Genomic DNA, 19,091 nt, shown 5'->3' with positions numbered 1-19,091 from the left:
CATGATCGATCATGTATAATCTGGAGGGCGGCCGGACGGGAGGAGGAACCCGGAACGGTTACGACCCCGGCGGCTGCCGACCTGGTGCTGGCGGCCGCACGCATGAGAGAGCGACCACGAACCGGAGGCCGGAGGCCGCCGGACGGAACGATCAGCCGTTTCTGCACGGAGTTAGAACCCGCACGGGTTCCGACCGGCGGAATCCGGCATGATTAATCATGCAGGACGTTGGAGATATGGCAGAAACTTTTGCCGTGAAACTGGAGGAGAAACGCTACCTCCCGGACCCCCGGTGCAGAACGAATGCCTGGACACCGGACTACACCCAGGCCTACAGCACGTTCCTGCGCGACCCCGAAGGGTTCTGGGAGAACGTCGCCCGCGAGCTCGACTGGTTCGAGCCCTGGGACAGGGTCAGGGAGTGGAACTACCCCTACGCAAAGTGGTTCGTCAACGGAAAACTGAACATCACCACGAGCTGCCTGGACCGGCACGTCGCCGGCGGCCGGAAGGATAAGCCGGCGATCGTCTGGCACGCCGAGAGCGGAGAGGCGCGGATCCTCACCTACGAGGCCCTGCACCGCGAGGTGATGCAGTTTGCAAACGGCCTGAAGTCCCTCGGGGTCAACAAGGGCGACCGCGTCTGCATCTACATGCCGCTCGTCCCCGAGCAGGTCGTCGCGATGCTCGCCTGCGCCCGGATCGGAGCCGTTCACTCGGTGGTCTTCGGCGGGTTCGGGCCGGACGCGCTCGCGATGCGGATCAACGACGCCGAGGCGAAGGTTCTCGTCACCGCGGACGTCGGCTACCGCCGGGGAAAGACCGTCCCGCTCCGGGAACTCGCGACCGAAGCACTCACTCGCACACCGGGTGTCGAGAAGGTCGTCGTCCTCCGGCGCGAGATACCGGCCGTCGAACTCGACCCCGGGACGGAGGTCGACTACGCCGACCTGATGGCCCGTGCCGCACCCGACTGCCCGGCGGTGGCGATGGACTCGGAGGACCCGCTCTTCATCCTCTACACGAGCGGTTCGACCGGTGCCCCGAAAGGCATCGTGCATACCTGCGGCGGCTACGCGGTCGGGACCTACTACACCACCCGTCACGTCTTCGATATCAAAGAAAACGACGTCTACTGGTGCACCGCCGACACCGGGTGGATCACCGGCCACAGTTACATCGTCTACGGCCCGCTCGAGGTCGGCACGACGGTCGTCCTCGCCGAAGGAACGCCGGACTACCCGGATCCGGGCGCCTACTGGAAGCTGGTTCAGGAGCTCGGGGTGACGATCTTCTACACCGCGCCGACGGCCATCCGGATGTTCATGCGCTACGGCGACGAGTGGCCGGCGAAGTACGACCTCTCGACGCTCCGGGTGCTCGGCTCGGTCGGCGAACCACTCAACCCGGAGGCGTTCGAGTGGTACTACCGCTCGATCGGCGGCGGGCGGTGCCCGATCGTGGACACCTGGTGGCAGACCGAGACCGGGATGCACATGATCACCACGATGGTCGGCGAGGCGATGAAGCCGGGGTTTGCCGGCAAACCCGTTCCGGGCGCCGTCGTGGACGTCGTCGACAGGACGGGGAGACCCGTTCCACCCGGAACCGGCGGGTTCCTGGTGATCCGGGAGCCCTGGCCGGCGATGCTCCGGACGGTTCACGGCAACGACGAGCGTTACTGCACCTACTGGAGCACCATCCCGGGGTGCTACACCGCAGGCGATCTCGCAGTGAAGGACGAGGACGGCTACATCATGGTCATCGGCCGGGCCGACGACCTGATCGTCGTCGCCGGGCACAACATCGGGACGGCCGAGGTCGAGAGCGCGCTCGTCTCCCACGATGCGGTGGCTGAGGCCGCGGTCATCGGAAAACCCGATCCGCTGAAAGGGAACGTCATCAAGGCATTCGTCACCCTCTGCGTGGGGGTGAGCCCCGGCGACGGCCTCACCGACGACCTCGCCCGGCACGTCCGAAAGAGCCTCGGGCCGGTCGCGGTTCCGGCCGAGATCGAGTTCATGGAGAGGCTCCCCAAGACCCGGAGCGGCAAGATCATGCGCCGGGTCTTGAAAGCCCGCGAGCTCGGCATGGACCCGGGCGACATCTCAACGCTCGAGGAGTAGACGGTCATGCCGGATACACCAACGATCTTCGGGCTGCCCGCTGAGAAGGGGCGATGGGGGCTCGTCGCCCTCGGCCTCGTCGTCAACCTCTGCCTCGGGAGCATCTACTCCTGGAGCGTCTTCGTGGCGCCGCTCGCGGCGCACTTCACCGCGACGCTCGGCCGGGAGGTGACGGCGGCGGAGGCCCTCCTCCCGTTCTCGGTCTTCCTCGCCTTCTTCGCGATAGCGATGCCGCTCGCTGGGAAGTACATCGAGCGCTACGGCCCGCGGAAGGTGACGATCGTCGGCGGGCTCCTCACCGGCCTCGGGTGGCTCCTCGCCTCGACGGCGACGTCCGTCGAGGCGCTCTATGTCGTCTACGGCGTGATCGGCGGTCTAGGGGTCGGGATCGCCTATGGGGCACCGGTCGCCGTGGCCGCCCGGTGGTTCCCGGACCGGCGGGGGCTTGCCGTCGGGCTTGCTCTCCTCGGGTTCGGGTTCTCGGCCTTCGTCACCGCGAACGCGGCAGGTGCCCTGATCGCCGCCTACGGGGTGATGGCGACGTTCCGGATCTTCGGCGCCGCGCTGATCGCTGTGCTGGTCCTCTCGGCCCTGCCGCTCCGGTTCCCGCCGGAGGGGTGGCGGCCGGCGGGATGGTCGGCGCCCGCGCCCGGGGTCGGAACGACGCCGGTCTGCGAGTGCGACCGGAGAGGGATGCTCCGGACGGGGACATTCTACGGGCTCTTCGCCTGCTACTTCGTCGGCTGCCTCGCGGGGCTGATGGCGATCTCGATCGCAAAACCGGTCGGAACCGAACTTGCCGGGGTGGATGCAGGGCTCGCGACGCTCCTCGTCGGGTTCTTCGCCGTCTTTAACGGGCTGGGCCGGCCGGCGTTCGGTGGGCTTGCCGACCGGATATCGGCGCAGAAGACGGCGATGCTAACGTTTGCGCTGATCGCGGCGGCATCCGTCCTGATGTGGCTTGCGCCCGGCGTGCCGGCCTACATCGTCGCGTTCGCCGTCCTCTGGGGTTGCCTCGGGGGCTGGCTTGCGATCGCGCCGACGGCGACGGCGTCCTACTTCGGGACGTGCGACTACCCGCGCTGCTACGGGGTCGTCTTCCTCGCCTACGGTGCAGGCGCCATCGCCGGGCCGCAGCTCGCGGGGTTCATCCGGACGGCGACCGGGACGTATCTCGGCGTCTTCCCGTGGGTCGCGGCCCTCGCGGCGGCGGGGTTCGCCGTCGCCTGGCTCCTGATGCGGCCGCCGGCCGGCGTTCCGGCACCGGGGGAGGAGAGAGAAGAAGGGGTTACGCCTTCTCCGTAAGCCCGAGCCGCCGGAGCACTCCTGCGGCCGCCTCCATCCCGCCGTCCAGGTAGACGGCGCCGACGAGCGCCTCCAGACACTCGGCGAGGACCCGGCCGGATGTCCAGACCCTCTGGGCGGCCTCCCCCTTCCCCCAGCGGACGTAGTTCCCGAGGTCGAGGTCTTCTGCGAGCCCGCGGAGCCGGGTCATATTCACCAGGTTCATCTTCCTGTTGGTGATCGCGCCCTTGTCGTGCGCCCCGCCCATGACCACCGCCTCCACGACGACCACGTTGATGACCGCATCGCCGAGGGTGGCGAGGGCGTCCATGTGAGTCTCGGGGGGAAGGCCCGCCTCCAGGGTGTAGGCGAGGCGGGTGAGCGCCCGTTCGAGGAGTGCGCGGTCATTGAAGGTATAGCCGATCCGCTCCTCGATCACGCCCGGGTCCCTGCGGCCGGCGTCACTATGGCGCATAAAAAAAGGATTACTCCCGGACTTCCGCCTTCTCGATCCGGACGGGAACCTTCGGCTTGTCCGCGGAGCCCGTCTTCACCTTCCCGATCTTGTCGACGATGTCGAGCCCCTCCACCACCTCACCGAAGACCGGATGAGCGCTCGGTGTCCTGGGGTTGTCCCAGTCGAGGAAGTCGTTGTTCACCAGGTTGATGAAGAATTGGCTGCCGCCGGAGTTCGGGCGTCCGGTGTTCGCCATCGCGATCGTGCCCCGCTGGTTCGAGTGGCCCTTCACGAACTCGTCGGTGATGGTGTAGCCCGGCCCGCCCGTCCCGGTGCCGGTGGGATCGCCGCCCTGGATCATGAAGTTCGCGATCACGCGATGAAAGATCGTGCCGTCGTAGAACCCGGACTTCGCGAGTTTCTCAAAGTTCCCCGCGGTAACCGGCATGTCGTCGTAGAGGCGGATCGTGATCTCTCCCATGGTCGTGTGGAGCACGACGTTCTTCTCAGCCATAATCATTAGCTCCGTATGGTATTGTTCATCGTTGCTACTTATACTGATGGAGGGCGCGGGCCGGACTCCTCACCGGGGTAAAACGGGCACTCGTAACCCGTGCAGTCGCTGCTTACGGTCGCGTACTCGCACGCGATATGCTCCGTCACCGGTAGACGGATACCGCACTTCTCGGCGAGAAACTTCACCGCCTCGCCGATCGCGAGCCACGAATCGCGTTTGCAGCAACGCGGCCCGCCGCTCACGGCTATCGCCGTGAGGCTCCGTGCCGTCATCTGGTTGGAGAGCGACCACTCCTCCTTCTTCAGCGGGCCGGAGTGCGTAATGAGGCTCATGAAGATCCCGGTGCCGATCGCCGCGCCGCAGGTCCCGTGCGTGCCGCAGAAGGCCGGTTGAACGGCCTCGGCCCGTTTCCTCGCCTGCCGGAGGGCCGGTTCCTTCTTCTCCGGGCTCCCGCGGTGGTTGTAGTAAGCCGCAAGCAGGACGGCCGGCACCAGGAAGTGGTGCTCCGGGCCGTGAAGGCTGATCTGTGGGTGCCGCATGATCGTGCAGGCGAGCGCGAGCGGATCGGTCTCGGTCGTCGTCAGGCAGATCCGCTCGATCAGGTCGAGGTTCGAGAGCGTCTCCTCTCCCGGCGGCGCCGGTTCCGACCCCCTCTCACGCGGGACGAGGTTCTTCCTGCAGGCTGAACAGGCCCTCTCCTGGTTCATGGGCACCCCAGGCACCGGACCTCGCATAAGGGTTGCGGGCCCCGCGGTAGCCACACGGTAAATGTTTCGATATTAACAAATCAAATTAGTAAAAGTGTTTTATACCCGAGGTCGCAATGTATACCCATGTACTCCCGAGTGAACGTCTCCAGGGTTTCCCTCCCCGGAGGAGACCGGGACAGACCGGTAGCCCCTGATCCGTTCTTCAAAAGCGGAGGGGTCCACGGATGAACCACCGGGCACCGGTCTTCATCATCACCGGCGGGCAGGGCCAGTGCAAGACGACGTTCCTGCACCTGGTTCTCGGGCTCATCGTCGGGCTGAACGTCCGGGTCCGCGGGGTCATCGCCCCCGGACACGTGCGGGACGGGCGGAGGTCGGGGTTCACCCTGGTCGACCTCGCCACCGGCGAGCACGAGGAACTCTGTTCGATCGACCCCGACCCGCGGTGCGAGGCCCACGGCCGGTTCTACTTCCGCCCCGAGGGGCTCGTGTTCGGCCGCCGGGCGCTCGCGCCGCCGGACCCGCGGGAGACGGATCTCATGGTCATCGACGAGGTGGGGAGATTCGAGCTCCAGGGCGCGGTCTGGGCGGAGCAGCTCGACCACCTGCTCGCGCATCCGCACCCACCGATGGTCTGGACGGTCCGGCGCCGGCTGCTCGATACGGTCGTAGAGCGGTGGAAGATCACGAACGCCGTCGTGGTGGACGTCGGAGCCGCGAGCGTCATGGCGACGGCGGAGGCCGTGATGGATGCCGTCTGGGAGTGGCGCGAGGCACAGGCGTTCTCCCCGGTTCCGGCGCCTCCGACCCCGGGAGATCGCATCGCCGCTCCAGCGCTCTTTGCGGATACCGCCGCCGGAGCGCCACGGAACACTCCGGTCATCCTCCGGCGGTGCTACGGCCCTGAGGAGTGAGAGATCCCCCCCCGATCCGGAACGGCCACTTGCCGGAAAACACTCCGCGCCTCTTTTTTCTCTCACGCCTGAACCCGCCGCAGGACCGTCTCACCCGCACCACCGCATCGAACGATAGCCGCCGGGCCGCACGTTCGATCCTCAGACCCCGATCTTTGATTGCAGCAGAACCGAGGTCTACCGAACCTTTTTACCACCGTTGTAAAGGTTATGTCATTTACATTGCCATAAAATTAAATAAAAAACCTTACATATCCGGTATGCACGGTGCGCCGGATGACCCACAGAGAAGAGACGACCATGGAGATTGGGCAGGAGCCCCAAAAGAGCGTTGCGATCGATCTTCTGCGATCCGCCTCCCGGAAAGAGATGCCGATCCGCGAAGCCGTTCTCCGGCTGATGCCGGCAGGGAAGGCCATCTACCTCCTCCCGGTTGCCCTCTTCTTCTTCTCCCTCTTCTTCGGGAGATACATGATGGACCCGGTGGAGACCTTCCGGATCCTCATCATCGGGTCGGCGAACGCATGCTTCGGCGGTGCGTCGTCCCTGCTCTCGACCGTCTCCGGTCACCCGGTCCTCCTCCCCTCCTTCGAGCAGACCTGGGGAGCATCGGAACAGGTGGTCGTCTTCCGGATCAGGCTCCCGCGGTTGATTGCGGCGATGCTCATCGGGGGAGGACTCGCCATCGCCGGGGCCTCGTTCCAGGGACTCTTCAGGAACCCCCTCGTCTCGCCCGATATCCTCGGCGTGTCCGCCGGCGCAGGGTTTGGGGCAGCCGTCGGGATCCTCCTCTCCGGCAACCCCTGGGTCATCCAGGTCTCCGCCTTCTTCTTCGGGATCCTCGCGGTCGCCGTCACCTACGGCATCGGTCGGGCCGTCGGCAAGGGCTCGACCCTCGTCCTCGTCCTCGGGGGGATCATCGTTGGATCACTCTTCTCCGCCTTCATATCCCTCACCAAATACGTCGCCGACCCCTACGACACCCTGCCCGCGATAGTCTTCTGGCTGATGGGAAGCCTCTCTACGGTCTCGAACGCCGACGTCATCGCGGTCGCCCCGCCGATCCTTCTCTGCGCTCTCTGCCTTTACCTCGTCAGGTGGCGAATCAACCTCCTCGCGGTCGGCGAAGAGGAGGCGCGGGCGCTCGGGGTGGACACAAAGAGGATGACCGTGGTGCTCATCATCGCCTCGACGGTCATCACCGCCTCCGCGGTCTGTATCAGCGGGATCATCGGCTGGGTCGGCCTCGTCGTCCCCCACATAGGAAGGATGCTCGTCGGCCCTGACTTCCGGAAACTCATCCCCGTATCGGCCGTTATCGGGGCTTCTTTCATCCTGATCGTTGACGATATCGCAAGAACCCTGACCGCAGCCGAGATCCCGCTCGGCATCCTGACGTCGCTCATCGGTGCGCCATTCTTCGCATACCTCTTAACACGCAAAAAGGTAGGCTGGATATCATGATTCTGAACGTCAACAACGCCTCGTTCTCGTACGACGGCATCACAAAACAGTTCGAAGAGATCTCCCTCTCCCTCCGGAGAGGAGAGGTCCTCTCCCTCCTCGGGAGGAACGGGACCGGAAAATCGACCCTGATCAAGTGCATCTTAAACATCCTCAGGCTCCAGGGTGGGGAGGTGGAGATCAACGGCCGCCGGGTCGCCGATATGCGGCCCGAGGAAGTCGCGCGGCAGGTCGGTTACGTCCCCCAGGCCCACCAGGCTGTCTTCCCGTTCTCGGCGCTCGATTTCGTCCTCATGGGGAGAGCCCCCCATATATCGGCCTTCTCGGTTCCGGGCGAAGAGGACTACGAGAAGGCGGAGGAGGCATTTGAGCGGATCGGGATCACCCATCTCCGGGAGAAGTCCATCTCCGAGATATCGGGCGGGGAGTCGCAGATGGTGATGATCGCCCGCGCCCTCGCCCAGGAGCCGTCGCTGCTCATCCTCGACGAACCGACGTCGCATCTCGATATCGGCAACCAGATGAAGACGATAGCGACTATCGACCAGCTCGCCGCCGACGGGATCGCCATCCTGATGTGCACCCACTTCCCCGACCACGCGTTCCTGATCTCGCATTCGGCCGCCATCCTCAATAAAGGCAGGCTGATCGCGCAGGGCCGGGCCGAGGACGTCATCACGAAGGAGAACCTCCGTGAAGCCTACGGGATCGATATCTGCGTCCACTACATCAAGGAGGCCGGGCGGACGGTCTGCATCCCGATGAACCCGTGCGGCTGCCGTGGCGGGGGAAGGGCGAATACCGCCGGGACAAAACCCCACGGCACCTAAGGACGGTAGAACGACCGGTTCCCCGTGATCGCGGCCGCATCGGTCCCGTAGAACGTCCGGTAGAACCGATCCTGCTCCGCGGCAAGGTCGAAGACGGCACGCTCCGGGTGGAGGGTGCCTGCGATGGCAGAGAGGCCGAGCACCCAGCGGGGGTTGCCGAAGTCCCAGCCCGGCGGAAGGGTGTAGACACGGCTGTGTTCGACGGCGTCGGCAGAGAGCCCCATCCTCCGGCACGCCGCGATGTAATCGGAGGCGGGTGCCGAGAGGAACCCGGATATGAAGATATATTCGGGGTTGAATGCGGCGAACTCTTCCGGCGTTATGTTGACGCCCGGTTTTCCGGCCCGGACGATCCCGTGGTTAACGGGGTCGCCGCCGGCCGCTTCCACGAGGTCCATCTCGAACCGGTCGGCGTTCAGGGCAAAGAGCGGCGACCCCATTGAGTAGTAGACCCGCGGCCGGCGGCAGCCCTCGACCGCCGACGAGACCGCCGCCACCCGGTCGCCGATGTAGCCGGCCAGCCTCTCCGCCGCCCCGGTGCGGCCGGCCCGCTCCCCGAGTTCACGGACGAGATCAAGGTAGCCGTCTATTGTCTGGATCTTCCCGTGGAGGTCCCGGATGTAGTCGTCCCGGATGACCCCGGCCCAGATACGGGCGAGGTCGGCATCGGACTCGACACCGAGGCAGACCAGGACGGCGTGAACCATCTCCAGCGCCCGGGTGAACCGGTAACCGCCCATCATCCCCGGCTCGGCGTAGGGCGTCTCCGCGACGCTCCCGGTCACGGGGAGAGAACAACCGCAGGAGCACCGGGCATCCGGCGGGATCGCGATCGTCCGCGCCCCCATCGGCCCGAAGAACTCCCGCCGGACGACGGTCTTCCCGCAGGACGGGCACGCCGTATCGAGGTACCCGGTCCCGGGCGAGTTGAAGAGGTAGACGTAGCGGAGTGTCCGCCGCAGATCGTCGCAGATCCGCTCCGACTCCGCAATCGTCGGTTCCCTCTCCGGCGGTTCGTCGCCGAACGGAATGAACCGCATGACGAGGAACGGGATATCGGGGGAGATCTCCGCAACCCGGGCGGCCGCGGCCCGGATCTCGTCGTCGCACCCCCGGGCGTGGATGCAGGAGACCTCGACATGGACGCCTGCTTCGTGAAGGGTCTTCACCGTCCGGAAGGCCGGTTCCGCCGAGAGCGCACCGCACGCACGGTAACGCGCATCCGACGCTCCTTTCAGCCCGATGTTCGCGAAGTCGACGACGGGCGCGAGGTCGCGGAGGGACTCCTCCGTGTAGTAGCCGTTCGTCGCGCACCCAACGAGGAGGCCGGCGTCGTGCGCAGCCCGGGCCACCCGGAGGAAGGTCTGGTGCATGGCGGTCGGGTCGTTGAGGCAGAAGGCTATCCCCCGGCACCCCTCTTTTAAGGCGCGCTTGACCAGAGCGTCGGACGGGATATGCCTGAGGGCCCCGGAGACCGCCTCCGCGTGGAAGGCGATCGTCTCGGATATGCACCCCCCGCAGGAGAAGGTGCATCCGATACCGCTCGCCTGCAGGAACGTCCCACGGGGGTGGTAGTGGCAGATCGGCATCGTCTCGATCGCGATCGGCATGACTGCGATGTAGCGGTCGGGAAACCGCTCGACGATCGCTTCGCCCTCGTTCGTATACATCCTGCACCGCCCGACGCCCCCGGGCGGGACGGCGCAGCGGTTCTCGCAGATTGAGCAGCGCATGCTCAACCCTCCTTCTCCATCACAACCCAGAACCCCGAGTCGTCGCTGACGAGCCGGTGACGGAACCCGAGGGCCGCGAGGATCCCGGCGACCCGCTCCCGGTTATCCGCGCCGAGGTTCCTGTCCCGGAAACTCCTCCAGTCCGGGTTCGCCCTCTCCATCGTGGCTGCGATGGTGTCCCGGAGTTCGGCCGTACCGAACCCGCCCCCGACGTAGGCCGTCCCGCCCGGTGCGAGAACCCGGTGGATCTCGGAGAACGCACGGGGGAGATCCTCCCAGAAGAAGAGCGAACCGCGGCTGACCGCGAGATCGACGGACCTATCGGGAAGTGGGATCTCGTGGACGTCGCCCGATAGAAGCGCGACGCGCCCCGAAAGCCCGGCCTCCCGGACGTTCCCTCCTGCAATGGCGATCATCTCCGGGGAGGAGTCGAGGAGCGTGACCGCTAACGCGCTCGCCTGCGCAAGGGCGATCCCGAGCGAGCCGGGGCCGCTGCCGATATCAAGGCACCTGCCGCGGGAGATCCCGCACCGCTCGATTATCTGCTGCGCAATCACCGGATAGATCGGGGCGAAGATCGTCTTTGCAATCCGGTCCATATCCTCCGCCCCGTCGCGGTCGAATCTGCCTGGTACGTATCCCATCTTGACCTCAGGGGTTCAGGATCTCCCGGATCCGGTCGTCGGAAAGCGATACGTGAATGAAGGTCTCGTGGTACTCACGGACGAGGGATTCGAGATCCATATCCGCGAAGAGGTCCGGATACAGGACTTTGGCGGTCCAGGGGATCCCGACGATCCGGTTGATCCCGGGCGGACGGTCGAACCAGCAGAAAGCCGTCTGCGGGATGAGGTAGACCCGGCCCGTCTTCACGGCGGTGATCTCCTGCCAGAGAGGGTCGGTCCGGACCGTGGCGTAGAATCCCGGGTCGTGGACCAGAACGACGTCCGGGTTCCAGGCGATGACCTGCTCCATCGAGACCTCCGTCATCCCCATTCCCGGCGTAATCGCGCATTCGGCGACGTTCCTCCCGCCACAGAGGTCGATGAGTTCGGCATGGGGCGAACCCGAGGGGTCGGTCATGAGCCCTTTCGGCCCCTCGGCATAGTAGACCGCCACCCGCTCGTCGTCGGGGATCGAGGCCACCCGCTCCGTCACCGTGGCGAGCACGCCCTCGTAGAAGGCGATCATCGCTTCGGCCTGCTCCTCTTCCCCGAGGAGGCCGCCCATGAACCTGATGGGACCCGAGTAGCGGGTGGCGTTGGTGGTGTCCTCGACGGCGACGACCGGGATGGAACCCATCTTCTGCTGCCGCTCCGCGACGGTGACGTGCGCCGCCCCGCCGTCGGTGGTGTAGCCCTCGACGACGATGTCGGGGTGCATCGAGATGAAGGTCTCGTAGTTGCCGGTCTCTTTCCCGAACCAGCCCCCGACGACCGGGAGTGCCATGTACCGCTCGGGGATGTAGCCCTCTTCGGGCGCGAAGTTCCAGCCCGCGAGCCGGTCGGGCGCGACCATGTAGACGAGCATCGTCGACGGCGGCGAGGTGCAGGCGATGCTCTCGATCTCCGACGGGACGGCGACGGTCCGGCCCGCCATATCGGTGATCGTGCGGCTTTCCGCAGGGGAATCCGTCCCCCGGACGGTCGTGCAGGCGGCGGAGGTGCAGAGGAGCACCCCGCAGATGCAGAGGAGGGTGAGCAGAAGATGACAACGTCTTGTAATGGCTACCACGTCCGTTCGGTCCTCTCCGGTACGCTCCGGGGAGGTATCGGAGGCTTACGGTATCGTGGTTGGAACGCGGCCCTTATTAAAAATAGTCATTTAACTTTATGTTAATGTTAAGTACAATACATTGAAAACAGATTGAAAAAGTCTCCCCCGCCCCGCTACGGGAACCGGCCCCGTGTACTCCGGCGTTCGGGAAACCTCCGGCTCCCAGCATGAGAGGGAACCGGCGACGGCGGCCCGACAGCCCCGCCTCACTCCATCTCGAGCGCTTTTGCGGCGGCCCGACCGATCAGTTCCGGCGGGATCGCCTCGTACTCCTCGCCGTTGTAGCGGAGCGTCCGGCACTCCGCCTCCTCCTCCCCGCAGGTCTCGCAGGATTCACATGATGCACAGGCACAGGCCGTCGCGGTCACCTCGACCCCTTCGAGGAGCTGCTCGACCGGGATCCCGTTGAAGAGGAGGGACTCCGACTCTGCGGCGGCATCGTCGGGGAGGACCGTCTCGACCACCCGGACGCCGACCCCCTCCATCTCAAGGAGCATCCGGATCTCCGCGAGGACCGCCGCAAGCGTCATCCCGGTCTCCTCGAACTCCTCAGGGGTCTTTTCGATGTTCCCTTCAGCGTGCTTCCATTCGATGACGAGTTCCTTCTTCATGGTGCACCTCCACTGTTGACATTGACAGGACATCTTCCTGTCGCTGCACCGGATCAGATCCTCCGCGGCATGCTCCGCCTGTGCAGGTACATCGCGGCGGCGGTGAAGACCAGGGCAAAGAGCGTGAGCGCCGCAATATCGACCACCACCGGGAAGTGGTGTGCGCCGGAAAACGCGTAGCGGACGACGTCCGTGAAGTAGGTGAGCGGCGAGCAGGCCGCAAGCATGAGCCCCCACGCCGGCATCTGCTCCAGGGGGACGAAGATGCCGGATATGAAGACGAGCGGGAACTTCAGGAGGGTGGAGAGCATCATGATGTTCGAGGGCACGTTCGTCGGGGGGACGGCAAGGAGGACGCCGATTGCCGAGAAGCAGCATGCAGCGATGAGGACGGCAATGCCAAGCACGATGCCGTGCAGGAGGGGCAGGCCGAGCCCGAGCGCGAGGAGAATGGTGACCGCCGTGACCCCGATCCCGAAGAGGACGGAGGCAATCATGTCCCCGAGGACGATCGCCTCGATGGTGACGGGGCAGGCGGCAAGGCGTTCGAGCGTCCTTGCCTGCCCTTCCCAGGGGAAGATCGCCGGCGAGACGGCGGTCGCGGTGAAGAAGAGGGTCATCCCCACGAGCCCGGAGAGGAGGAACGCGAGCGGGAGGTCCCGGCCGCCCAGGAAGAAGGCGAGGAAGAGGAAGACCGGCATGAAGATCCCGAAGATGAGCACCGGGCCCTTGAGGTAGTAGACGCGGATGTCTTTCCTCGCAATCGCCCAAGCCCGCCGCGCCTGCTCACCGTACGCCGCCGGGTTCACGGTTGCTCCTCCCCGGTCAGCCGCAGGAAGACCTCGTCGAGCGACGGGGCGAGGGTATTTAAGGTGAGGATCGCCGCACTGCAATCGCCGCTGAAGGCCACGAGCGACCGGATGACGAGATCCGGATCCTCCGTAACGATCCGCCACTTATCCCCCGTCCGGTACGCTTCGGCCACGCCGTCGAGTCCCGCGAGGGCGTCGGCGGGCACCGGCCGGTCGAAGCTCACCTCAAGCCGGTGCATGCGGTCGATCGCCGTCTTCAGCCTCTCGGGGGCATCGATCGCGACGATCTTTCCGGCCCGGATGATGCCTATGCGGTCACAGAGCCGGTTCGCCTCCTCCATGTTGTGGGTGGTCAGAAAGATGGTGGTTCCGTCCGTGTTCAGCTCGCGCAGGAGGACGAGGATCATCTGCGTGCTCTGCACGTCGAGCCCGCTCGTCGGTTCGTCGAGGAAGAGGAGCTCGGGCTCGTGGAGGAGCGCCATGGCGAGAACGAGCCGCTGTTTCATCCCCTTCGAGTAGCCCCGCACCTTCTGGTCCCTCCTCCCGTAGAGACCGAGGGTTTCGAGGAGTTCGCGTGAGCGCCGCTCCGAGTGGGCGCGGTCGAGCCCGTAGAGGTCGCCCATCAGCATGAGGTTCTGCCACGCGGTGAGCTCGACGTAGGCGTTCGAGGTCTCGGGCACGACGCCGAACCGCTGTTTCGCCTGGACCGGTTCCTTCAGGATATCGTGGCCGAAGATCCTCACGCTCCCGCCGTCCATCGGGACGACGCCGGTGAGCATCCGCGTGGTGGTGGTCTTCCCGGCGCCGTTCGGCCCGAGGAACCCGAAGATCTCGCCCCGCCGAACCTCGAACGAGACGCGGTCCACGGCAGTGACGGCGCCGAAAGTCTTCGTGAGGTTCTCGACCTCGATTACGTTCGGCCCACCGGCCGACGGATCGTCACTGTTCTCTTTGATCACGGCGTTCCGTCCCGAACAATATGTTTGAGGGAGGGAGTATTAAAGGTGCATCTTATCGGCCGGGCTGCAAGCCGTTCGCTATTCCGGCCTCGGGGACAACTTCGACGTTGTGTGTGCAGGCGGAGAGCGCGTCTCCGCCACGATCACTCCAGCCCGAGCGCCTTCAGCGCCGCCCGGGCGATCAGCTCCGGCGGGATCGACTCGTAACGCTCGCCGTTATACTCGACCGCACGACACTCGACGTCGTCCTGCCCGGTGATGCAGGAGCAGGAGGCACAGGGCGTGCTGGTAACCTCCATGCCTTCGATGAGGATCTCGAGCGCCACGCCGTTGAAGAGGATGCTGTTCGACTCCGTTATCGCCTCGTTCTCGAGAACCGTCTCGACAACCCGGACCGCGATGCCTTCTTCCTCGAGGATGGGGCGGATCTGCTCGACGACGTCCATCACCGCCCGCCCGGTCGCGCCGCACCGCTCGCAGGTGTTCTCGATGTCTCTTCCGATATGCCGCCATTCGATGACGAGAGTATCCATCGAGCCCCCGCAACCACAGCCGCATCCACCGGACGGCCTGCGCCCCTTCTCCTCCTCCGTTCTCCCTTTGCCCTCCCAGGCGGCGGAGACGACCGTCTCGACGTCCTCTTCGGAGAGGTCGAGGCCCCCGCCTTTCTCGATCCCGAGGTCCGTGACCACGATCTCCTGGTCGGGCGTGATGCCTGCCTTCTCAGCGATCTGGCGGGCGCAGCCGACCGGGCAGCCGTCGATGACGACCACCTCGTCCGCCGCCTCGACCTTCTTCGTGATCGAGGGTGTAGAGACGGCGAGGGAGGCCGTGCAGGCGATCTTCCCGTATCCTTCCTTCGTCAACCGGACAGCGGCCTCGTTTGTGAGCTGTCCGGCCTTCGATGCGCCGGCGCAGGCGAAGATGATCCGTTTCGTTCCGCCTTCCGGCTCTATCCCGGATTCACAGGCGCACCGGGGTGTGTTCTGTTCCGTCATCTCACTTCTCTCCAAGCAATATCTGTTTGATATCCTCGACGCAGGGGACGTGGCCGACGACCTTGGCCTCGCCGTCGACGTAGAGCGCCGGCGTCAGCATCACGCCCCGCTCGATCATCGCATCGAGGCTCTCGATCTTGCGGATCTCCGCATCGATCTCGAGCTCCCCGACCGCGATCTCGACGTTCCGGTTCATCCGCTTGCACCTGGCGCAGCCGGTTCCGAAGATTTCAACCAGCACCATCTCTCAGACTCCACTGCAGGGGAAAAAGGGGTCTCACCCCTGCAGGATCTCCTTGATCTCTTTGACGTCCGCCACCCGGCCGGAGACCTTCAGTTCGCCGTCGACGGCGAGGGCGGGGGTCAGCATCACGCCGCGGTCCATGATCTCGGTGATGTCGTCGACCTTGACGAGTTCGGCCTCGATGCCGAGGTCCTTGATTGCCGCTTCAACGTTCTTTGCAAGCCGCTTGCACTTGGCGCAGCCGGTTCCGAGCACTTCAATCTTCATTGTTTCTTCACCTCGTTCTGGTACTCACAGAGGAGCGCCGCCCGGTAGAGCGGTTCGGCCCCCTTCGGGATGTAGTTGTAGATCTTCACCTGTTTGATGAGTTCGTCGCCGATGGCGGTCTCGCCGGAGAGGTTACGGGCAACCGTATCGGCCAGGATATCGTCGAGCATCGCGAGCCCGACGACGACCCCGCCGACCTCGATCCGGCGGACGCGGCGCAGGGCTTCGGCAGCGCAGCAGGGTTTTTCTCGCTTCTCTGTCTCCATGGGTCCTCTCCTAGATAAGCAGCATCCCGTTCCCGTACAGGAACCCGGCGATGGTCGCGAAGACGACCACCAGCCCCACGTAGGCTGCCGTCTTCTTCGCCCCGACGATCCGGGAGATGACGAGGACGGAGGGGAGGCTGATCGTCGGGCCCGCGAGCAGGAGGGCGAGCGCCGGCCCTGCGGCCATGTGCCCGCTGGTGTAGCCGAACGTCGTGCCGATGATCGGGACTTCAAGCAGCGTCGGCATGTAGAGGATCATCCCGACAACGGCCGCAAGGAAGTTCGCGCCGAGCGAGTTGTTCCCGAAGTAGGGCTGGAAGGTCTCGGGCGGGAGGAAGAAGGCGATGATCCCGACGAGGAAGGTCCCGGCGATCAGGATCGGAAAGATCTTCTTCGTGAGATCCCAGGTCTCCATCCCCCAGTCGGTCACCTCGTCCCGGTCGAAGTAGTAGATGAGCAGGATGGCGATCGCGAGGGTGAGGATGTAGACGATCGAGAGCCGGAGCGTCCAGTCGAGCGGCGAGGCCCCGAAGACCAGCACCCCGACGAGGAGGGCGAAGAACGCCGGCGTGACCCAGCGCGGCTTCTCCTCCTCGCACGCCCCGGCGACGCTCGGCGCCATCGCCTTCCGCTTCAGGGTCTCGACGTCCGTCGACCGGAAGATCAGCGCCATGGCAAGCCCGATGACGATGGCGAGCAGAACCGCCGAGACTGCCCGGGCAATACCCAGGTCGAAGCCGAGCACCCATGCGGTGTAGATGATCGCGAGGATGTTGATGGCGGGGCCGGCAAAGAGGAACGTCGTTGCCGGACCGATCCCGCTCCCTTTCTTGAGGATCCCGGCGAATATCGGGAGGATGGTGCAGCTGCAGACGGCAAGAACCGTCCCCGAGACCGATGCGATCCCGTAAGAGATGTGCCTGGGTGCGTCCGGGCTGAAGTACTTCAGGATCGCATCCTTCTTGACGAAAGCCGCGATGGCGCCGGCGATGAAGAACGCCGGGACCAGGCAGGTGAGGACGTGCGCCGAGAGGTAGTCGAGCACTGCCGCGAGCCCCGACGCAAGAGCGCCGATGAGTATCTCGATCATGGTCTGTTCCCTTTTGTTGTACTCTGGTGTTCTCTTATCGTTCCCTCAATCTGCAGCTCAGATGACGGCGAGGACCTGGAAGGCCGCGCCGGCGAGGACGGCGACGCCGAGGATGACCGCGACGAACGCGGCGACCAGTCTCCGCTCGAAGATCGCGGCGAGCAGCGTCACCTCCGGGATGCTCGCTCCTGCACCGCCGATGATCAGTGCCATCACGGCGCCGATGCCCATCCCCTTCTCGAGGAGGACGGCGCTCACGGGAATGAGCGTCTCCGCCCGGATGTACATCGGGATGCCGATGACCGCCGCGACCGGGATGGCGAGGGGGTTGTCCGGCCCCGCGAGAGAGACGATCAGGTCTCCGGGGATGAACCCGTAGATGAACGCCCCGATCCCCGCTCCGAGGATGAGGTAGGGGAAGACCTGCCGGAAGAGACGGACGGCGAAGGAGAACGCACCGCGAATCCGCGTCCCGTGGCTGCTGTTGCAGCCGCACGGTTCCGGCCGGCTTTCGACCATGACGTCTTTCACGTAGCGGGCGTAGCCGAGCCGTCCGAGGAGCCAGCCTATGACGACCGCGGCCGTGAAGGTAAGGGCGGCGTAGATGGCGGTCGGGACGATTCCCACCAGCGCCACGAGAAGGGCGAGGATCACCGGGTTCAGGAGCGGGGAGGCGAGCAGGAACGACATGCAGACGCCGAACGGGACCCCGATGTCGAGGAGGCCGAGCAGGATCGGGATCGTCGAGCAGGAGCAGAACGGGGTGAACGCTCCGAACCCGGCAGAAAGGACATTCCCGACACCCTGCCGCCTCCCGGCAAGCACGCTTCGGATCCGCTCTTCCGGGATGTAGGCCTGCAGCAGCCCGACCAGGAAGGTGATCCCGACAAAGAGCAGGATCAGTTCCCCGGCAATGACGACGAAGAACTCTCCGGCGGTGATCAGGTTCGAAGCGGCATCCATGGCCGTTCACTCACCTGCCCCGTTCCCTCTCCTGAGGTTCGTACGCCGTCGGGGCACGGGCTTCCTCGACCCATCCGCCTGCCATGCTGCGCGTCCGGTCACTCCTTCTTCTCGTCCGTCTTCTTCGGCACAATCTTCACGTTGCCGCAGCAGCCGCCGCCGCAGCCGCAGTCGCTCTCCGGTGCAAAAAGGTTCTTGATCCGTCCGGCGATGCCTTCCTTCCGATTTTTGCTGGTGTCGTCCGTCATGGTGTTACGCCTCATCGTTTCAACATTATTTGAAATAGTGTAGTGACGCCACCCGATAAATGTTCTGGTTTCAAAAAGAGTTGAACCGAGGGGTCAACCGGCGGGCTTGCAGTAGAACCCCTTCAGGCTCGCCGGATAGATCTCACGGATACTCTCCTCGCCGGCGGCGATCGGCTGACGGGGGCGGGATTCACAACAGCGTCAGTGAGGTTCTCCGACCGGGCAGGGGCGGGGAGCCCGTACCGGTGGCGACCGGAAGCAGGCCCCGAACCGTGAGAACAGACGAGCAAATCGGCGGTTATGACGTCCATGCTCTTTTCTCCTCAGCTGTCGAATGGCTAGTTCGTACCTCGCGCGGTAGCAGCGAAAGGTTATAGGTACTTTCGTCCCCCATTATCTCAAAAGAAGGGTGTGATGGTCGGATGGCAGGAGGCGAAGAGTATCAGGAGACATCCCTGCCCCTCCCTCCCGGAGTCGAAGAGTCGCTCTGTCAGTGTGGCGGGATTGCAGGGCTCGTAGATCAGTTGCCGGACGATGCGTTGCTTGAGCGGGAGAGCGGCGTCCACCGCGCGCTCGGTGATCCGCTTCGTCTCAAGATTCTCATGATGCTCTCCGTGCAGCCGCTCTGCGTCTGCATCGTCAAGGCGGTGCTCGGCATTGCAGACTCGAAACTCTCCTACCACCTCGGTGTCCTGAAGAAAGCGAACCTGATCACCGGCGAGGCACAGGGGAACTGGATCATCTACCGCCTGACGACCGAAGGTGAAGCGTGGGCGCAACAGATCGTGGATGACGATGGAAGTTGAAAGATAGGTGGATGCC

The 19,091-nt window shown here is 65.0% G+C and carries 22 protein-coding genes; 6 read left to right on the top strand and 16 right to left on the bottom strand.

Annotation, left to right across the window (positions count from 1 at the left end; translation table 11 throughout):
* The first annotated feature begins 236 nt into the window (after positions 1 to 236).
* Positions 237 to 2,126: an acetate--CoA ligase gene (acs, locus tag MCUHO_RS09885; protein WP_067078836.1), complete on the top strand. Its 1,890-nt coding sequence runs from the start codon at positions 237 to 239 to the stop codon at positions 2,124 to 2,126.
* Between the two features lie 6 nt (positions 2,127 to 2,132).
* Entirely contained in the window at positions 2,133 to 3,431 is a 1,299-nt protein-coding gene (locus tag MCUHO_RS09880; protein WP_067077672.1) for an L-lactate MFS transporter, read from the top strand.
* Here the strand turns inward: MCUHO_RS09880 and MCUHO_RS09875 are convergent.
* From MCUHO_RS09875 to MCUHO_RS09865, 3 genes are read right to left on the bottom strand one after another with little or no spacing between them, the layout of a single operon-like run.
* A complete protein-coding gene (locus tag MCUHO_RS09875; protein ID WP_067077669.1) occupies positions 3,415 to 3,885 on the bottom strand; it encodes a ribonuclease III domain-containing protein in 471 nt (156 codons plus the stop codon). The two genes, MCUHO_RS09880 and MCUHO_RS09875, sit on opposite strands and share 17 nt — an antisense overlap.
* A 10-nt stretch (positions 3,886 to 3,895) precedes the next feature.
* Positions 3,896 to 4,381 (bottom strand): peptidylprolyl isomerase, encoded by a 486-nt coding sequence (locus MCUHO_RS09870; RefSeq protein WP_067077667.1) that lies wholly within the window; start codon positions 4,379 to 4,381, stop codon positions 3,896 to 3,898.
* A 38-nt stretch (positions 4,382 to 4,419) separates the two neighbouring features.
* On the bottom strand, positions 4,420 to 5,091 hold the full coding sequence (locus MCUHO_RS09865; protein WP_067077664.1) for a DUF5714 domain-containing protein: 672 nt from the start codon (positions 5,089 to 5,091) through the stop codon (positions 4,420 to 4,422).
* A gap of 227 nt (positions 5,092 to 5,318) precedes the next feature.
* Here MCUHO_RS09865 and MCUHO_RS09860 point away from each other — a divergent pair, with 227 nt between their 5' ends.
* The 3 genes from MCUHO_RS09860 to MCUHO_RS09850 all read left to right on the top strand — a co-directional run bounded on the left by MCUHO_RS09860 (position 5,319) and on the right by MCUHO_RS09850 (position 8,302).
* Positions 5,319 to 6,008, top strand: coding sequence for a nucleoside-triphosphatase (locus tag MCUHO_RS09860; RefSeq protein WP_067077661.1), 690 nt, complete (start codon positions 5,319 to 5,321; stop codon positions 6,006 to 6,008).
* Between the two features lie 276 nt (positions 6,009 to 6,284).
* On the top strand, positions 6,285 to 7,472 hold the full coding sequence (locus tag MCUHO_RS09855; RefSeq protein WP_235808239.1) for a FecCD family ABC transporter permease: 1,188 nt from the start codon (positions 6,285 to 6,287) through the stop codon (positions 7,470 to 7,472).
* Positions 7,469 to 8,302, top strand: coding sequence for an ABC transporter ATP-binding protein (locus MCUHO_RS09850; RefSeq protein ID WP_067077658.1), 834 nt, complete (start codon positions 7,469 to 7,471; stop codon positions 8,300 to 8,302). Before MCUHO_RS09855 ends, MCUHO_RS09850 begins: the two co-directional genes overlap by 4 nt.
* Here MCUHO_RS09850 and MCUHO_RS09845 read toward each other — a convergent pair.
* From MCUHO_RS09845 to MCUHO_RS12805, 13 genes are all read right to left on the bottom strand, one after another.
* Positions 8,299 to 10,035: a radical SAM protein gene (locus tag MCUHO_RS09845; RefSeq protein ID WP_067077655.1), complete on the bottom strand. Its 1,737-nt coding sequence runs from the start codon at positions 10,033 to 10,035 to the stop codon at positions 8,299 to 8,301. The two genes, MCUHO_RS09850 and MCUHO_RS09845, sit on opposite strands and share 4 nt — an antisense overlap.
* A 2-nt stretch (positions 10,036 to 10,037) precedes the next feature.
* Entirely contained in the window at positions 10,038 to 10,679 is a 642-nt protein-coding gene (locus tag MCUHO_RS09840; protein WP_011842881.1) for a class I SAM-dependent methyltransferase, read from the bottom strand.
* A gap of 7 nt (positions 10,680 to 10,686) precedes the next feature.
* The gene (locus MCUHO_RS09835; protein ID WP_067077652.1) at positions 10,687 to 11,769 is read right to left on the bottom strand and encodes an ABC transporter substrate-binding protein; all 1,083 of its coding nucleotides are present in this window, start codon (positions 11,767 to 11,769) and stop codon (positions 10,687 to 10,689) included.
* Positions 11,770 to 12,017: 248 nt separating this feature from the next.
* The gene (locus MCUHO_RS09830) at positions 12,018 to 12,422 is read right to left on the bottom strand and encodes a DUF2703 domain-containing protein (protein WP_067077649.1); all 405 of its coding nucleotides are present in this window, start codon (positions 12,420 to 12,422) and stop codon (positions 12,018 to 12,020) included.
* Between the two features lie 53 nt (positions 12,423 to 12,475).
* On the bottom strand, positions 12,476 to 13,231 hold the full coding sequence (locus MCUHO_RS09825; RefSeq protein WP_011842878.1) for an ABC transporter permease: 756 nt from the start codon (positions 13,229 to 13,231) through the stop codon (positions 12,476 to 12,478).
* Positions 13,228 to 14,193, bottom strand: a complete 966-nt coding sequence (locus MCUHO_RS09820; RefSeq protein WP_067077646.1) for an ABC transporter ATP-binding protein — start codon at positions 14,191 to 14,193, stop codon at positions 13,228 to 13,230. The genes MCUHO_RS09825 and MCUHO_RS09820 overlap by 4 nt, the downstream gene beginning before the upstream one ends.
* A gap of 143 nt (positions 14,194 to 14,336) precedes the next feature.
* Entirely contained in the window at positions 14,337 to 15,191 is an 855-nt protein-coding gene (locus MCUHO_RS09815) for a putative zinc-binding protein (RefSeq protein ID WP_011842876.1), read from the bottom strand.
* Position 15,192: 1 nt separating this feature from the next.
* Positions 15,193 to 15,435, bottom strand: coding sequence for a thioredoxin family protein (locus tag MCUHO_RS09810; protein WP_067077643.1), 243 nt, complete (start codon positions 15,433 to 15,435; stop codon positions 15,193 to 15,195).
* Between the two features lie 33 nt (positions 15,436 to 15,468).
* Positions 15,469 to 15,702, bottom strand: coding sequence for a thioredoxin family protein (locus MCUHO_RS09805; RefSeq protein WP_011842874.1), 234 nt, complete (start codon positions 15,700 to 15,702; stop codon positions 15,469 to 15,471).
* Positions 15,699 to 15,968: a hypothetical protein gene (locus MCUHO_RS09800; protein ID WP_011842873.1), complete on the bottom strand. Its 270-nt coding sequence runs from the start codon at positions 15,966 to 15,968 to the stop codon at positions 15,699 to 15,701. Before MCUHO_RS09800 ends, MCUHO_RS09805 begins: the two co-directional genes overlap by 4 nt.
* 10 nt (positions 15,969 to 15,978) lie before the next feature.
* Positions 15,979 to 17,058 (bottom strand): permease, encoded by a 1,080-nt coding sequence (locus MCUHO_RS09795; RefSeq protein ID WP_011842872.1) that lies wholly within the window; start codon positions 17,056 to 17,058, stop codon positions 15,979 to 15,981.
* Positions 17,059 to 17,115: 57 nt separating this feature from the next.
* A complete protein-coding gene (locus MCUHO_RS09790; RefSeq protein ID WP_067077640.1) occupies positions 17,116 to 18,021 on the bottom strand; it encodes a permease in 906 nt (301 codons plus the stop codon).
* Between the two features lie 98 nt (positions 18,022 to 18,119).
* Positions 18,120 to 18,269 (bottom strand): hypothetical protein, encoded by a 150-nt coding sequence (locus MCUHO_RS12805; RefSeq protein WP_162492839.1) that lies wholly within the window; start codon positions 18,267 to 18,269, stop codon positions 18,120 to 18,122.
* 422 nt (positions 18,270 to 18,691) lie between these two features.
* Here MCUHO_RS12805 and MCUHO_RS09785 point away from each other — a divergent pair, with 422 nt between their 5' ends.
* Entirely contained in the window at positions 18,692 to 19,075 is a 384-nt protein-coding gene (locus tag MCUHO_RS09785) for an ArsR/SmtB family transcription factor (protein ID WP_067077637.1), read from the top strand.
* The last annotated feature ends 16 nt before the right edge of the window (positions 19,076 to 19,091 follow it).

Origin of the sequence: Methanoculleus horonobensis, from assembly GCF_001602375.1 — an archaeon.
Classification (GTDB): Archaea; Halobacteriota; Methanomicrobia; order Methanomicrobiales; family Methanoculleaceae; genus Methanoculleus; species Methanoculleus horonobensis.
Note: the sequence above shows the minus strand (reverse complement) of the source record. Positions and strands in the feature narration are given on the sequence as shown.